Raw genomic sequence first — 14,771 nt, 5'->3', positions numbered from 1 at the left:
TCCGGTGGCCGTGCCGACCGGAGCGACCTCCGGGACCGGGACGCCCTGAACGCCTGGCTACCTCAACGCCGATGCCCGGCGCACCCCCCTCGGTGCGCCGGGCATCGTGCGTTCGCGTGGAACGCCGTGGATCTCCGGTTACGCCGGGACGCTCGCCACGCCCGGGGCCAGGAACTTCTTGCCGGTCACGCGCTCCGAGACGCCCTCGCGGTCCAGGTACGGCGTGACGCCGCCCAGGTGGAAGGGCCAGCCGGCGCCCGTGATCAGGCAGAGGTCGATGTCCTGGGCCTCGGCCACGACGCCCTCGTCCAGCATCAGACCGATCTCCTGGGCCACCGCGTCCAGGACACGGGCCCGGACCTGCTCCTCGGTCAGGACGGTGTCGCCCTGCTTCAGCAGCGCGGCGACCTCCGGGTCCAGCTCCGGCTTGCCGCTGTCGTAGACGTAGAACCCACGCTTGCCCGCCTCGACGACCGCCTTGAGGTTCGGGGAGACCGTGAAGCGGTCCGGGAAGGCCCGGTTGAGGGTCTCCGAGACGTGCAGGCCGATCGCCGGACCGACCAGCTCGAGGAGGACCAGCGGGGACATCGGCAGGCCGAGCGGCTCCACCGCCTTCTCCGCCACGGCCACCGGGGTGCCCTCGTCGATGACGTTCTGGATCTCGCCCATGAAGCGGACCAGGATGCGGTTCACGACGAACGCCGGGGCGTCCTTGACCAGAACCGCCGTCTTCTTCAGCTTCCTGGCGACCGCGAAGGCGGTGGCCAGCGAGGCGTCGTCGGTCTGCTCGCCCCGGACGATCTCCAGGAGCGGGAGGATGGCGACGGGGTTGAAGAAGTGGAAGCCCACGACCCGCTCGGGGTGCTTGAGCTTCGACGCCATCTCCGACACCGAGAGGGAGGAGGTGTTGGTGGCGAGGATCGCGTGCGCCGGGGCGACGGCCTCGACCTCGGCGAACACCTTCTGCTTGACCGACATCTCCTCGAACACGGCTTCGATGATGAAGTCCGCGTCGGAGAAGCCCTCGGCCTTGTCCAGGACACCGGAGACCAGCGCCTTGAGGCGGTTCGCCTTGTCCTGGTTGATACGGCCCTTGCCGAGCAGCTTGTCGATCTCGGCGTGGACGTAGCCCACACCCTTGTCGACGCGCTCCTGGTCGATGTCGGTCAGGACGACCGGCACCTCGAGGCGGCGCAGGAAGAGCAGGGCGAGCTGCGAGGCCATCAGACCGGCGCCGACCACACCGACCTTGCTGACCGGACGCGCCAGCTTCTTGTCCGGGGCGCCGGCCGGGCGCTTGCCGCGCTTCTGCACCAGGTTGAAGGCGTAGATGCCGGACCGCAGTTCGCCGCCCATGATCAGGTCGGCGAGCGCCTGGTCCTCGGCGTCGAAGCCCTGCTGGAGGTCGCCGTTCTTGGCGTCGGCGATGATGTCGAGGGCGCGGTAGGCGGCCGGGGCCGCGCCGTGCACCTTGCTGTCCGCGATGAAGCGGCCCTTGGCGACGGCCTGGTCCCAGGCCTCGCCGCGGTCGATCGCCGGGCGCTCGACCGCGGTGTCGCCCTTGAGGACGTTCGCCGTCCAGATCAGCGACTGCTCGAGGAAGTCGGCGCCCTCGAAGATGGCGTCGGCGATGCCCAGGTCGAAGACCTGCTGGCCCTTGAGCTGCTTGTTCTGGTTGAGGCTGTTCTCGATGATGACCGAGACGGCCTTGTCGGCACCGATCAGGTTCGGCAGCAGTGCGCAGCCGCCCCAGCCCGGGACCAGACCGAGGAAGACCTCGGGCAGGGAGAACGCCGGGATGGCCTTCGACACGGTCCGGTAGGAGCAGTGCAGACCGACCTCGACGCCACCGCCCATCGCGGCACCGTTGTAGTAGGCGAAGGTCGGCACGGCGAGGCCCGCGAGGCGCTTGAAGACCTCGTGACCGCCCTTGCCGATGGCGAGCGCGTCCTCGTGGTTCTTCAGCAGCTCGACGCCCTTGAGGTCGGCGCCGACCGCGAAGATGAACGGCTTGCCGGTGATGCCGATGCCGACGACGTCGCCCGCGGCGGCCTCCGCCTCGACCTGGTCGATCGCGGTGTTCAGGTTCGCGAGCGAGGCCGGGCCGAAGGTGGTCGGCTTGGTGTGGTCGAAGCCGTTGTCCAGCGTGATGAGCGCGAAGCGCCCGGCACCGAACGGCAGGTCGAGGTGGCGTACGTGCGCGGACGTCACGACCTCGTCGGGGAACAGCTCGGCCGCACCCTTCAGAAGCTCAGCGGTGGTGCTCACTTGTCCCCCTCGAAGTGCGGGTTCTCCCAGATGACGGTCGCGCCCATGCCGAGGCCGACACACATGCTGGTCAGGCCGTAGCGGACGTTCGGCTGCTCCTCGAACTGGCGGGCCAGCTGCGTCATCAGACGGACGCCGGAGGAGGCCAGCGGGTGACCGAAGGCGATGGCGCCGCCGTACTGGTTGACGCGCGGGTCGTCGTCGGCGATGCCGTAGTGGTCGAGGAAGGCCAGCACCTGGACGGCGAAGGCCTCGTTGATCTCGAACAGACCGATGTCGGAGATGCTGAGCCCCGCCTGGGCGAGCGCCTTCTCCGTGGCCGGGATCGGGCCGTAGCCCATGACCTCGGGCTCGACACCCGCGAAGGAGTAGGAGACCAGACGCATCTTGACCGGCAGGTCGTTCTCGCGGGCGAAGTCCTCGCTCGCGATGATCGAGGCGGTGGCGCCGTCGTTCAGACCGGCCGCGTTACCGGCGGTGACCCGGCCGTGGACGCGGAACGGGGTCTTCAGACCGCTCAGGTTCTCCAGGGAGGTGCCCGGACGCATCGGCTCGTCGGCCGTGACCAGGCCCCAGCCGGTCTCGCCGGCCTCGGGGTTGGTGCGGCGCACCGAGATCGGCACCAGGTCCTGCTGGATCTTGCCGTCGGCGTACGCCTTGGCGGCCTTCTCCTGCGAGCGCACCGCGTACTCGTCCGCGCGCAGCTTGGTGATCTGCGGGTAGCGGTCGTGCAGGTTCTCGGCGGTCATGCCCATGAACATGGCGGACTCGTCGACCAGCTTCTCGCTGACGAAGCGCGGGTTCGGGTCCACGCCCTCACCCATCGGGTGACGGCCCATGTGCTCGACACCACCGGCGATGACGGCGTCGTAGGCGCCGAAGGCGATCGAACCGGCGACGGACGTCACGGCGGTCAGGGCGCCGGCGCACATGCGGTCGATCGAGTAGCCGGGCACGGACTGCGGGAGGCCCGCGAGGATGCCGGCGGTGCGACCGAGGGTCAGCCCCTGGTCACCGATCTGGGTGGTCGCGGCGATGGCGACCTCGTCGAGCTTCTTCGGGTCGAGACCGGGGTTGCGGCGCAGCAGCTCCCGGATCGCCTTCACGATGAGGTCATCGGCACGGGTCTCGTGGTAGATGCCCTTCGGACCCGCCTTGCCGAACGGGGTGCGGACGCCGTCGACGAAAACGACGTCCCTGACGGTACGAGGCACGATGGCTCTCCTCCAGGGTGCGGGGTGGCACTGCTGCGACACGCAGGCGCTGGGCGCTGAGCGCGCGCTCAGGACCCATGCTACTTGTGGGTAACGTAGCTGCACACCCCTGACGCGGGGAGCGGCGAACGTCACACCGTGACCGCGGACGACTCGGTGGATCCCGGTGCGATGTGCGCCCCTCCGGCAGCGACCGTCCTACTCGCCCTTCGCCACAAGGGTCGCCACCAGCGCCGGTGTCACCTGTTCGACCTGCCACGGCCGGGCGCCGTAGCCGGTCAGGGCGGCGGCCACCACGTCGGCGTCGGGGGACTTGGGGGGCTCCCAGCACAGGCGGCGGACGGCGTCGGGGGCGATGAGGTTTTCCTGGGGCATGTTCAGGCGCTCCGCCAGCGCGGTGACCGCGGTGCGGGCGGCGGAGAGGCGAGCCGCGGCGGCCGGGTCCTTGTCGGCCCAGGCCCGGGGCGGCGGCGGTCCCGCCACCGGCTGGCCGGGCAGGGGCAGCCGGGCCTCCGGCAGGGCCTTGGCGCGGTCCACGGAGGCCTGCCACTGCTCCAGCTGCCGACGTCCCATGCGGTGCCCGAACCCGCTCAGCGCGGCGAGCGCGCCCGCGTCCGCCGGCAGCGCCAGCGCCGCCTCGACGATCGCGGCGTCGCTGAGCACCTTGCCCGGCGACACGTCCCGCCGCTGGGCGATCCGGTCACGGGCCTCCCACAGCTCCCGCACCACGGCGAGCTGCCGGCGCCGGCGCACCTTGTGCATGCCCGAGGTACGCCGCCAGGGGTCCTTGCGGGGCTCGGCCGGGGGAGCGGACGCGATGGCGTCGAACTCCTGGCGGGCCCACTCCAGCTTGCCCTGCCGGTCCAGCTCCTTCTCCAGGGAGTCCCGCAGGTCGACGAGCAGTTCGACGTCGAGCGTCGCGTACCGCAGCCACGGCTCGGGCAGCGGTCGGGTCGACCAGTCGACGGCGGAGTGCCCCTTCTCCAGGACGAAGCCGAGCACGCTCTCGACCATCGCGCCGAGGCCGACCCGGGGGAACCCGGCGAGCCGGCCGGCCAGCTCGGTGTCGAACAGCAGGGTGGGCACCATGCCTATCTCGCGCAGGCAGGGCAGGTCCTGGGTGGCCGCGTGCAGCACCCACTCGACGCCGGACAGCGCCTCGCCGAGACCGGACAGGTCGGGGCAGCCGACGGGGTCGATCAGCGCGCTTCCGGCGCCCTCGCGGCGCAGCTGCACCAGATAGGCGCGCTGCCCGTAGCGGTAGCCGGAGGCGCGCTCGGCGTCCACGGCGACGGGGCCGGAGCCTGCGGCGAAGGCGGCGATCACCTCGGCCAGTGCGGACTCGTCCGCGATCACCGGCGGAATGCCCTCACGGGGTTCGAGCAAAGGGATCGGCGCCTCGGCCGCAGAAGTTCCGCCGTCGTCCGGAGGGGTTCCACCGGGGGTGCGCAGTGGCATGTCTGCTGCGGTCTCTTGGGCGTCGGTCACATGTCAAGGGTATCTGTGTGGAGACAGGGCCCGTCGACGGAACGTTCCGTCGACGGGTGTCAGGGGGTCGTAAATCAGTCAGGTCGGTGAAACATCCCGTTCACGCGGGTGAACGGCCAAGGCAGGGCGCGAGGTGTCCTCCGGGTCGCTCAACGGGTTCAGTGGATGATTCCGGTACGCAGGGCCACCGCCACCATCCCGGCGCGGTCACCCGTGCCGAGCTTGCGGGCGATACGGGCGAGGTGGCTCTTCACGGTCAGTGCGGACAGGCCCATGGACACGCCGATCGCCTTGTTCGACTGTCCCTCCGCGACCAGTCGCAGCACCTCGACCTCACGGCCGGAGAGCTCGCGGTAGCCACCCGGGTGGCTCGGGGAACCCGGGGGGCGGCGGTGCATACGGGCGGCGGTGGCGCCGAGGGGAGAGGTACCCGGTCGGGTGGGGAGCCCGATGTTGGTCCGGGTGCCGGTGACGACGTAGCCCTTGACTCCGCCGGCCAGTGCGTTGCGCACGGCGCCGATGTCGTCGGCGGCGGACAGCGCCAGCCCGTTGGGCCAGCCGGCGGCGCGGGTCTCGGAAAGGAGGGTCAGGCCGGAACCGTCCGGGAGATGGACGTCGGCGACGCAGATGTCACGGGGGTTGCCGATGCGGGGACGAGCCTCCGCGATGGACGAGGCCTCGATGACATCGCGCACGCCGAGCGCCCACAGATGGCGGGTGACGGTCGATCGGACGCGAGGGTCGGCCACGACCACCATGGCGGTCGGCTTGTTCGGGCGGTAGGCGACCAGGCTTGCGGGCTGCTCAAGGAGAACGGACACCAGGCCTCCTGGGGTGCGGGTCGGAGCCGGCTATGGGGATCAAGCCGGGACGAACCGTGCTTTCAAGGTCACAGTCGTCTTCGGCAGTAAACCCGTCCGCCTTTAGGGAATGATCACGATCTAGTGAGTAACAATCCGCGCAATTCGGACGCGCGATCGATCACCCGAAGATCGAGTCGGTTCGGGCGATGTCGATTACGGAACTGAAAGTGGCCGTATCGACAAAGAGATGGTCAACGAGATGATGATCGACTGACACCCGTCGAAAACCGGCCGACCTGCGTGCGCTCCAGCGTCCTTCGCGTGCCTCCGCGTGCCTTCGCGTGCCTCCGCGTTCCTCAGCGGGACTGCGGCCCCCGGCGCTGCGGCAGGGTCACCACCGACGCGTCCCCCGGAGCGGCGGGCGGCAGCCCGCCGACCTGGGCCAGCAGATCGCACCAGGACGCCATGTGGGCCGCGGTGTCCGGAACCCCGCCCAGACCCTCCCGAGGTGTCCAGGACGCCCGGATCTCGATCTGCGACGCGGCCGGACGCGCGGACAGCCCGCCGAAGTAGTGCGAACTCGCGCGCGTCACCGTGCCGCTCGGCTCGCCGTACGACAGTCCGCGCGCCTGGAGCGCCCCGGTCAGCCACGACCAGCACACCTCCGGGAGCAGCGGATCCGCCGCCATCTCCGGCTCGAGCTCGGCGCGTACCAGCGTCACCAGGCGGAACGTGCCGTGCCAGGCCTCGTGCCCGGCCGGGTCGTGCAACAGCACCAGACGCCCGTCGGCGAGATCCTGGTCGCCGTCCACCACCGCCGCCTCCAGGGCGTGCGCGAAAGGCGCGAGCCGTCGGGGCGCGGGGCAGGGGTCCACCTCGACCTGCGGCCGCAGCCGCGCGCTTCTGAGCGCCTCGACCGCGGCCCGGAAGGCCGGCGGGGCAGCCCCGTCGGTATGCCGCTCCGCCTCCCCCTTGTCCCTCTCGTCGTCCATTCCGCCAGCGCCGTCCGACAGTCGTCCCTGAGCCGCAGCCATGCGGGGAAGATTAAGGGGAAGCGGCGCTCCGTGCAGGGAGAGACACCACCTAAGAGCCGCATAAGGACCGGGGCCGTGCCGACTCCGGGGCCGTGGGAGACTTGCCGTCGTGAGTGCCAACGGAAGCCCCACGGGCCAGCAGCCGACAGCGACGTATGACAGCGCCTTCCTCAAGGCGTGCAGGCGTGAACCCGTGCCGCACACCCCCGTGTGGTTCATGCGGCAGGCCGGGCGCTCACTGCCGGAGTACCGCAAGGTGCGCGAGGGCATCGGGATGCTGGACTCGTGCATGCGGCCCGAGCTGGTCACCGAGATCACACTCCAGCCGGTGCGTCGGCACGACGTGGACGCGGCGATCTACTTCAGCGACATCGTCGTACCGCTCAAGGCCATCGGCGTCGACCTCGACATCAAGCCCGGTGTCGGCCCGGTCGTCGAGCGCCCGATCCGCACCCGCGCCGACCTCGCCCAGTTGCGCGACCTGACCCCCGAGGACGTCTCCTACGTCACCGAGGCCATCGGCATGCTCACCGGGGAGCTGGGCGCCACCCCGCTCATCGGCTTCGCCGGCGCCCCGTTCACCCTCGCGAGCTACCTCGTCGAGGGCGGTCCGTCACGCACGTACGAGAACGCCAAGGCGATGATGTACGGCGACCCCGAGCTGTGGGCCGACCTCCTCGACCGCCTCGCCGAGATCACGTCCGCCTTCCTGAAGGTCCAGATCGAGGCGGGCGCCAGCGCCGTCCAGCTGTTCGACTCCTGGGCCGGCGCGCTCGCCCCGGCCGACTACCGCCGCTCGGTGCTGCCCGCCTCGGCGAAGGTCTTCCGCGCCGTCGAGGCGTACGGCGTCCCGCGCATCCACTTCGGCGTCGGCACCGGCGAGCTGCTGAACCTCATGGGCGAGGCCGGCGCGGACGTCGTCGGCGTCGACTGGCGCGTCCCGCTGGACGAGGCCGCCCGCCGCGTCGGCCCCGGCAAGGCGCTCCAGGGCAACCTGGACCCGACGGTCCTGTTCGCCACCAGGGAGGCCGTCGAGGCCAAGACCCGCGAGGTGCTCGACGCGGCCGAGGGCCTGGAGGGCCACGTCTTCAACCTCGGCCACGGTGTGATGCCGTCCACCGACCCGGACGCGCTCACCCGGCTCGTGGAGTACGTGCACACCCACACCACCCGCTGACTGACGCCTCACCACGTCTGCCGGGGCCGGGCCTTCCTGCCGAACAGCAGGCCGGGCGGCTCCGGCGGCGGGGGAGTGCCGGGCCGCAGCGGCATCGCCAGCAGCATGCCGGCGACGAACCCAACGACATGTGCCGCGTACGCCACCGTCCCGGCGTCCGACATGGCGCGCCCGGACGAGTACACCGCCTGCAACACGAACCAGAAGCCCAGCACCACCCAGGCGGGCAGCCGGAGCGGCAGGAACACCAGGAACGGCACCAGCACCCACACCCTGGCCCTCGGATACAGCACCAGATAGGCGCCCAGCACCCCGGCTATCGCCCCGGAGGCGCCGATCAGCGGGTCGGTGGAGCCGTCGTTGAGTACGGCGAAGCCGTAAGCGGCCGCGTAGCCGCAGACGACATAGAAGAGCGCGTAGCGGACGTGACCCATCCGCTCCTCGACGTTGTTCCCGAAGATCATCAGAAACAACATGTTCCCGAGCAGATGCAGCCAACCGCCGTGCAGGAACAGCGACGTGAACACCGACAGCGCAGGTGACTTGTCGTAGCCCGGCGCCCCCACCGCGCACTCCGGCCCGCGCGGCCCCAAGCCGACCCCTCCGGTCGGGACCCGCCGGGGCAGCTGATGATGGATCAGCTCGTTCGGTATCGCCGAGTAGTGGTCCATGAAGGCGTGCAGACGACACAGCCGAGCCAACTCTCCTCCACCCGCGACGGAGTCGGCTATGCCGGGGGTGGAGAGGAAGACCAGTACGTTCGCGGCGATCAGCGCGTAGGTCACCCAGGGGGTGCGGCTCACCGGATTCACGTCATGGACGGGAATGACCACAAGGAAGTAGTGCCCCGGATACGGTCCATGAACCGGCGAAGGCCTTCGACGGGCGCTGTCCGTGGTGCGACTTGTGCTCAAACCAGTCGCTGTCCGTGCCGGTAGGTCCAGTCGTTCAGGTTGCCGTGTGGTGCAGAGGTCGATGAAAAGGCGTATGCGGCGCTGAGGGCGCGCTCGGCGTGCCCTTCGGCCTCAGCCGACGCTGCCGTGCTCCACGGGGAAGTCCGGGGGCCAGGGCTGTGCGAAGTCGAACAGGGACGGGTCATCGAATTTGCGGTCCGCTTCGCGCCACGAGGGGTCGCCGGAGACGACGAAGCTGTCCCCGTCCGGTTCGATCATCCAGGTGAAGGCCGAATCGTCCGCGGGGAGGTCATACGGGCGACCGTGTGCCTTGCCTTCGGCTCGGTTCTCCGGGTCTGTCACCGGGGCAACTCCTGGTGTGAGGTCGTGGCTCGCCGAAGGGGCCGCGGCAGTCGACTGGGAGCAGTCGCGGCACTGGTCCAGGTCCGCGACTGCATCACGCTCGCTCAGGAAGTTTGGATCGCATGAGTGATCTCTGCGCCGGTGCGGGCGACGACCACGGTGTATCCGTCTTTCAGGGCCGGTGGAAGCAGCCCTCGATCCTCCTCCTGGAGGACCACGGATCCGCCCGGGACGACAAGCACCGCGTTGAGTCGCTTCAGCAGCCCGGCCAGGAGGTCCATGACACCTTCGCCTCCGAAGCGGGTGAAGGTGATGTTGACGGGGCTGCTGAGGTAGACGTCCGCTGTCTCTCCTTCTCCTGTGCTCACCAGAAGGAAATTCAAGCCGGGGTCCCGTGCCTCCACGTAAGGGTCAAGGACCTCGCGCGCGGCGCTCATGTCGAGCGGTGCTGGTTCGCCGTTCTCGAACCGGCATACGTAAATATCAAGACTCATGGTCGCTCTGGTCTCCCATGCTCGCCGTGTCCTCGTACCAGGGGTAAGAGTCACCTACCGGTACCGGCTCATCCCACAACGCAGCGCCGGTGGTCCGGTGGCCGCGAACCGGTGCTCATCGTCGGCGGTGAACATTTTCGATCGGTCTCGCGTATCTCCGGTCAACCGACGTGAGGAATCAGGCGACATGAACGACCGAGTTACTCCTCCCATGCATGCCCTGCCCGACGGTGAGGCGGAGCTGTCCCTAGTCGTGCGGCTCCCCTGGGAGGATGTGGCCAGGCTGGGCCAGGAGGCCGGGCGGCTGGCCGCGCAGATGAAGCGGCCGGTGACTCTGGACGAGGCCGTCAGTAACCGGTTGCGCTCGTCCAGGGCGTCCGCAGCGCACGCCAAGCCGGCAGGTGAGCAGCCCGCGCCGGCGGTGTCCGGCGCGGGCGTGACCTCCCTGCCGAGGATCAGCGGGACCGGCTGAGAAGTCGTCGTGGACGGGGGAGCGCAGGCGTTTCCGAAGGCAATCGTGGGTAGGCGCGCTGTCGTCGGAGGCGGGGACGGTGCGCGTGACGGGAACCCACGCGCTCTCCTGCCGTGACCCCGCCTCCGGCCTCCGCCCGATCCGAGCCGTCGGAGTCAGGCGATCCAGCCGTTGGTCAGGCCGAGGACTGCGGAGCCGTCCAGGTCGGTGAGCTTGGTGCCCACGAAGTCGCGTGCCCAGTCGGAGGTCTGGAGGCGGAAGGCGGGCTCGTCGGCGGTCAGCGCCTCCATCACCGACTCGGCGGCGCCCTCGGGGGTCTGGGCGGCGTCCGCGGAGAACTGCGCGATCGTACGGTTCAGATAGGTGCCCAGCTGCGGCGCGTACACCCCGGCCTCCGCGGCCGCGGCTTCGAGGTCGACGCCGACGTTCGTGACGAACTCGGTGGCCACGGCTCCGGGTTCGATCACCGAGACGGACACCCCGTGCTGCGCCGCCACGGGTGCGAGGCTCTCCATGTACCCCTCGACGGCGAACTTGGCCGCGCAGTAGGCCTCGTTGAAGGGCTGTCCGATGACGCCGCCGACGCTGGTGACGGTGACCAGCCGGCCGCCGGAGGCGCGAAGGTGGGGCAGGGCCGCCTTCGAGACGTTGAGCACGCCGAAGAAGTTGACCTCCATGACCTTGCGGACCTCGGCCACGGACTCGTTCTCCAGGGTGCCGAGGTGTCCGGCGCCCGCGTTGTTGACGACGGCGTCCAGGCGTCCGTGATCGGCGATCACGCCCTCGATCGCGGACCGGGCCGAAGCCTCGTCCGTGACGTCCAACTGACGGACGTCCAGCTCGACGCCCGCCTCGGAGGCCGCCTTGCGCAGGGCGTCGGAACGGCTCGGGTCACGCAGGGTGGCGACCGTGGTCCAACCGGCGCGGGCGGCGGCGACGGCGGCGGCGAGGCCGATGCCGGAGGAGGTGCCGGTGATGAGGACGACCTTCGGGGACTGGGCAGACATGGGGAGGTCCTTCGTTCGATCAAGCATTTGGGTGCGTGTACACACACCATAATGCACTTACGTGTGTGTGCACGCAACCGCTAAGCTGATGACATGACGAAGAAGAAGATCGCGCAGGCGGAGATGCCCGCGGCCGACTACGCCTTCTACGGGCTGGTGTGGGCCGGCACCGTCATGGCGGACCGGGTGGACCGCGTCCTCACCAAAGCGCACGACCTTCCCGTCTCCTGGTTCGAGGTGCTGCTCTGGCTGGCCTCCAGCACCGACCCCGTCCCGGCCTCGGTGCTGGGCAACAGCACGATGCTCAGCCGTAGCCAGGTCTCGCGCGTGGTCGACGCCCTCCAGGGCCGCGGCCTGGTCGTGCGCACCCCCTCGCCTCGCGACGCGCGCTCCGTCGAGGTCTCGCTCACTCCCGAGGGCCGCCGGCTCTTCGAGGCGGCCGACGCCACCCGCCGCGAGTGCCTGGCCCCCGTCTTCACGGACCTCCTCGACGAGGAGGAGCTGCGGACCCTCGGCAGGGTGTGGCAGAAACTCAAGGCCAACAAGAACGCATGACGCCGGCGAAGGCGACCTCGACAGGTCGCTTTCCGGCTCAGGGCGTTTTCGCCGCCACTTTCGCCGCCGCCTTCCTCGCCGCCACCAGGACCGGATCCCAGACCGGCGAGAACGGCGGGGCGTAACCCAGGTCCAGGGCTGTCATCTGTTCCACCGTCATGCCCGCGGTCAGCGCGACCGCGGCGACGTCGACCCGCTTCGCCGCCCCCTCCCGGCCGACGATCTGCACCCCGAGCAGCCGTCCCGTGCGGTGCTCGGCGAGCATCTTCACCGTCATGGGGGCGGCGCCGGGGTAGTAGCCCGCGCGGCTGGTCGACTCGATGGTGACCGCCTCGAAGCGCAGACCCGCCCGGCGGGCGTCCTTCTCGCGCAGGCCCGTGCGGGCGATCTCCAGGTCGCAGACCTTGCTCACCGCCGTGCCGACCACGCCCGGGAAGACGGCGTAACCGCCGCCCGCGTTCGTGCCGATGACCTGGCCGTGCTTGTTGGCGTGGGTGCCCAGCGCGATGTGCCGCTCCTGGCCCAGGACCAGGTCGCGCACCTCCACGCAGTCACCGCCGGCCCAGATGTTCTCGTGGCCGCGGACCCGCATCGCCAGGTCCGTGAGCAGACCGCCGTGCTCCCCGAGGGGCAGGCCCGCCCGCGCGGCGAGCGTGGTCTCGGGGCGTACGCCGATGCCAAGGACGACCACGTCCGCCGGGTACTCCGCGTCCTTGGTGGCCACCGCGCGCACCCGGCCGTCCGGCCCGGTGCGCAGCCCGGTGACCTCGGCGTCGCCGACGATCGTGATGCCCATCGCCGTCATGGCCCGGTGCACCAGCCGGCCCATGTCCGGGTCGAGCGTGGCCATGGGCTCGCTGCCCCGGTTGACCATCGTCACCTCATAGCCCCGGTTGACCAGGGCCTCGGCCATCTCGACGCCGATGTAGCCCGCGCCGATGACGACCGCGCGGCGTCCCGGCGTGTCCGCCAGGGTGTCGAGCAGCGCCTGTCCGTCGTCCAGGGTCTGCACGCCGTGCACCCCGTGCGCGTCCATGCCCGGCAGGTCGGGGCGGACCGGGCGGGCGCCGGTCGCGATCACCAGCTTGTCGTACGGCGTCCACGACTCGGCTTCGGAATCGAGTGCCCGCGCCCGTACCCGCCGCCCGGCCACGTCGATCTCCGTGACCTCGGTACGCAGCCGCACCTCGATCCCGCGCGCGCGGTGCTCCTCGGGCGCGCGCGCGATCAGCAGGTCGCGTTCGGGCACGTCGCCGCCCACCCAGTAGGGGATCCCGCAGGCCGAATAGGAGGTGAAGCCGCCGCGTTCGAACGCCACGATCTCCAACTCGCCCGGCCCGCGCAGCCGCCGCGCCTGCGACGCCGCCGACATCCCGGCGGCGTCCCCGCCGATCACCACCAGCCGCTCCGGCCCACCGTTCATGTCCATGGGAACACGCTACGGGGACCGCCGACTTCGGGCGGGACCGCCTCCTGTCGGTGCCGTCTGAGAAGGTGGAGCCATGAACGGCAAGAACGGATCCGGCGTGCATGGATCAGGTGTGTATGGATCCGGTACGGACGGGACGGGGCACGTCGTCGTCATCGGGGCGGGCATCGCGGGGCTCGCCGCCGCGCACCGGCTGCTGGGGCGCGGCGCGCGCGTCACCGTCCTGGAGGCCGCCGAGGGAATCGGCGGCAAGCTCCAGGTCGCAGAGATGGCGGGCGTCCGCATCGACCTCGGCGCAGAGTCGATGCTGGCGCGCCGCCCCGAGGCGGTCGGCCTCGCACGCGAGGTGGGCCTCGCCGACCGTCTGACGCCCCCCGGCACCGCGACCGCCTCGATCTGGACCCGTGGCGCCCTGCGCCCCATGCCCAAGGGGCATGTGATGGGTGTGCCGGGCACGGCCGCCGCCCTGTCCGGCGTGCTGTCGGACGAGGGTCTCGCCCGCATCGAGCGCGAAGCCGACCTGCCCCGCACGGAGGTCGGCGACGACGTCGGGGTGGGGGAGTACGTGGCGGACCGCCTCGGCCGCGAGGTCGTCGACCGCCTGGTCGAACCCCTGCTCGGCGGGGTCTACGCCGGTGACGCCTACCGCATCTCGATGCGCTCGGCCGTTCCGCAGCTCTTCCAGGCCGCCCGCACCCACGCCTCGCTGACCGAGGCCGTCCGCGGGATCCAGGCGAAGGCCGCGGCGAACCAGCATACCGGGCCCGTGTTCATGGGCATCGAGGGCGGCGTCGGCACGCTCGCCCAAGCGGTCGCGGCCTCGGTCACCGCGCAAGGCGGCGAGATCCTCACCCGCACTCCCGCGACGGAACTGCGCCGGGCCGGTGACGGCGGCTGGCGGGTGACGGCCGGCGACCGCGTGCTGCACGCCGACGCCGTGGTCGTCGCCGTACCCGCGCCCGCGGCCGCCGCCCTGCTGGCTGCCGAGGCCCCCGCGGCCGCCGCCGAACTGCGAGCCGTCGAATACGCCTCCATGGCCCTGGTGACCCTCGCCTACCACCGCGCCGACGTCACCCTCCCCGACGGCAGCGGATTCCTCGTCCCGCCCGTCGACGGCCGCACCATCAAGGCGTCCACCTTCTCCTCCCAGAAGTGGCGCTGGATGGCCGAGGACAACCCCGACGTGATCACGCTGCGCACCTCCGTCGGACGGTACGGCGAGACGGAGATCCTCCAGCACGAGGACGCCCACCTCGTCGACGTGTCCAGGAGGGACCTGGGGGCGGCCACCGGCCTTGACGCCACGCCGCTGGACACCCGGGTGGTCCGCTGGACCGACGGCCTGCCGCAGTACCCGGTCGGCCACCACGCGCGCGTCGCCCGTATCCGCGAGCATGTCGCCGCGCTGCCCGGCCTGGCCGTGTGCGGCGCGCAGTACGACGGCGTCGGCATCCCGGCCTGTGTCGCGAGCGCGCACGCCGCCGTGGATCAGCTGGACGGTGATTCGCGCGCGGTGCGGGAGCTGTCCGCGAACCCGGTGCAGAGCCTGCACGGCGGAGCGGGAGAATAGCGTC

At 70.8% G+C, this 14,771-nt stretch carries 14 protein-coding genes; 4 read left to right on the top strand and 10 right to left on the bottom strand.

Annotated features, from left to right (window positions below; genetic code table 11):
* Positions 1-138: 138 nt before the first annotated feature.
* From ACIPK3_RS13740 to ACIPK3_RS13720, 5 genes are all read right to left on the bottom strand, one after another.
* Positions 139-2,268, bottom strand: a complete 2,130-nt coding sequence (locus ACIPK3_RS13740; protein WP_402569257.1) for a 3-hydroxyacyl-CoA dehydrogenase NAD-binding domain-containing protein — start codon at positions 2,266-2,268, stop codon at positions 139-141.
* Positions 2,265-3,482: a thiolase family protein gene (locus ACIPK3_RS13735; protein WP_402569255.1), complete on the bottom strand. Its 1,218-nt coding sequence runs from the start codon at positions 3,480-3,482 to the stop codon at positions 2,265-2,267. Before ACIPK3_RS13735 ends, ACIPK3_RS13740 begins: the two co-directional genes overlap by 4 nt.
* A gap of 198 nt (positions 3,483-3,680) precedes the next feature.
* Positions 3,681-4,970, bottom strand: coding sequence for a ribonuclease D (locus ACIPK3_RS13730; RefSeq protein WP_402569254.1), 1,290 nt, complete (start codon positions 4,968-4,970; stop codon positions 3,681-3,683).
* Positions 4,971-5,128: 158 nt separating this feature from the next.
* Positions 5,129-5,791: a LuxR C-terminal-related transcriptional regulator gene (locus tag ACIPK3_RS13725; RefSeq protein ID WP_402569252.1), complete on the bottom strand. Its 663-nt coding sequence runs from the start codon at positions 5,789-5,791 to the stop codon at positions 5,129-5,131.
* A gap of 338 nt (positions 5,792-6,129) precedes the next feature.
* Positions 6,130-6,807, bottom strand: a complete 678-nt coding sequence (locus tag ACIPK3_RS13720) for a DUF3000 domain-containing protein (protein ID WP_402569250.1) — start codon at positions 6,805-6,807, stop codon at positions 6,130-6,132.
* Positions 6,808-6,916: 109 nt separating this feature from the next.
* Here ACIPK3_RS13720 and hemE point away from each other — a divergent pair, with 109 nt between their 5' ends.
* Positions 6,917-7,984 (top strand): uroporphyrinogen decarboxylase, encoded by a 1,068-nt coding sequence (gene hemE / locus ACIPK3_RS13715; protein WP_402569248.1) that lies wholly within the window; start codon positions 6,917-6,919, stop codon positions 7,982-7,984.
* A gap of 8 nt (positions 7,985-7,992) precedes the next feature.
* On the opposite strand, the gene ACIPK3_RS13710 is transcribed toward hemE, so the two are convergent.
* The 3 genes from ACIPK3_RS13710 to ACIPK3_RS13700 all read right to left on the bottom strand — a co-directional run bounded on the left by ACIPK3_RS13710 (position 7,993) and on the right by ACIPK3_RS13700 (position 9,734).
* Entirely contained in the window at positions 7,993-8,817 is an 825-nt protein-coding gene (locus tag ACIPK3_RS13710; protein ID WP_402569246.1) for a rhomboid family intramembrane serine protease, read from the bottom strand.
* A 192-nt stretch (positions 8,818-9,009) separates the two neighbouring features.
* Positions 9,010-9,240, bottom strand: a complete 231-nt coding sequence (locus ACIPK3_RS13705) for a hypothetical protein (RefSeq protein ID WP_402569244.1) — start codon at positions 9,238-9,240, stop codon at positions 9,010-9,012.
* 104 nt (positions 9,241-9,344) lie between these two features.
* Complete coding sequence (locus ACIPK3_RS13700) at positions 9,345-9,734, bottom strand: hypothetical protein (protein ID WP_402569243.1); 390 nt, start codon at positions 9,732-9,734, stop codon at positions 9,345-9,347.
* 187 nt (positions 9,735-9,921) lie between these two features.
* Between ACIPK3_RS13700 and ACIPK3_RS13695 the strand changes: the two genes are divergently transcribed.
* Positions 9,922-10,206, top strand: coding sequence for a hypothetical protein (locus ACIPK3_RS13695; protein ID WP_402569241.1), 285 nt, complete (start codon positions 9,922-9,924; stop codon positions 10,204-10,206).
* Positions 10,207-10,361: 155 nt separating this feature from the next.
* Here the strand turns inward: ACIPK3_RS13695 and ACIPK3_RS13690 are convergent, their stop codons facing one another.
* On the bottom strand, positions 10,362-11,240 hold the full coding sequence (locus tag ACIPK3_RS13690; RefSeq protein WP_402569239.1) for an SDR family oxidoreductase: 879 nt from the start codon (positions 11,238-11,240) through the stop codon (positions 10,362-10,364).
* Between the two features lie 66 nt (positions 11,241-11,306).
* On the opposite strand from ACIPK3_RS13690, the gene ACIPK3_RS13685 reads away from it, so the two are divergent.
* On the top strand, positions 11,307-11,768 hold the full coding sequence (locus ACIPK3_RS13685) for a MarR family winged helix-turn-helix transcriptional regulator (RefSeq protein WP_402569238.1): 462 nt from the start codon (positions 11,307-11,309) through the stop codon (positions 11,766-11,768).
* A 37-nt stretch (positions 11,769-11,805) separates the two neighbouring features.
* Here ACIPK3_RS13685 and ACIPK3_RS13680 read toward each other — a convergent pair whose 3' ends face one another.
* Positions 11,806-13,197, bottom strand: coding sequence for an FAD-dependent oxidoreductase (locus ACIPK3_RS13680; RefSeq protein WP_402569237.1), 1,392 nt, complete (start codon positions 13,195-13,197; stop codon positions 11,806-11,808).
* A 73-nt stretch (positions 13,198-13,270) separates the two neighbouring features.
* Between ACIPK3_RS13680 and hemG the strand changes: the two genes are divergently transcribed.
* Positions 13,271-14,767 (top strand): protoporphyrinogen oxidase, encoded by a 1,497-nt coding sequence (hemG, locus tag ACIPK3_RS13675; RefSeq protein ID WP_402569235.1) that lies wholly within the window; start codon positions 13,271-13,273, stop codon positions 14,765-14,767.
* Positions 14,768-14,771 lie beyond the last annotated feature (4 nt).

Source organism: Streptomyces sp. NPDC086787, assembly GCF_044745865.1.
Classification (GTDB): Bacteria; Actinomycetota; Actinomycetes; order Streptomycetales; family Streptomycetaceae; genus Streptomyces.
The sequence above is the reverse complement of the archived record's forward strand: the minus strand, read 5'-3'. Positions and strand labels throughout refer to the sequence as shown.